1 protein-coding gene is annotated in these 413 nt (G+C 62.7%); it reads left to right on the plus strand.

Annotated features, from left to right (window positions below):
• On the plus strand, positions 1-413 hold a 413-nt coding region (locus AAZQ98_RS17640), incomplete at both ends, for a hypothetical protein (protein WP_434694140.1).

Genomic DNA, 413 nt, shown 5'->3' on the forward strand with positions numbered 1-413 from the left:
TCGTGGAGGAGGGCGCGATCCCAGCGCGTCGCGCGGCCGGTTCTGAAAATGTCAGCGACCAGCCGACGCCTCATGCTGCCCGCGCTATGGCTCAGGTGCCGGCATCCGGCGAAGATAGCTGCGATGAGCTGACGGAACCCGATAAGAAGGCCGGACGCTACTGGAAGGGGCCGGTGTGGGCAGTGACCTTGGCCATCGTGGCGATCGCAATGTCGTTGGCCACTTCAGTGATTCCGCCTATGCAGCGTTCTGCCGCTAAGGTTCAGCCCATCTCTTCAGGACGTACCCTGGTGTGCCCTCCTTCCCAGGGGAAGGCCAGCCTCGCTGCCGGGTCCTCGGGTGGAAGCCTACAAGTCGGCACTTCGGTCGAGAAGCTGTCTGAAGCGTCGGTTCCTGTAATGACCAACGTGGAT

The sequence above is a fragment of the Glutamicibacter sp. Je.9.36 genome, assembly GCF_051129975.1.
Classification (GTDB): Bacteria; Actinomycetota; Actinomycetes; order Actinomycetales; family Micrococcaceae; genus Glutamicibacter.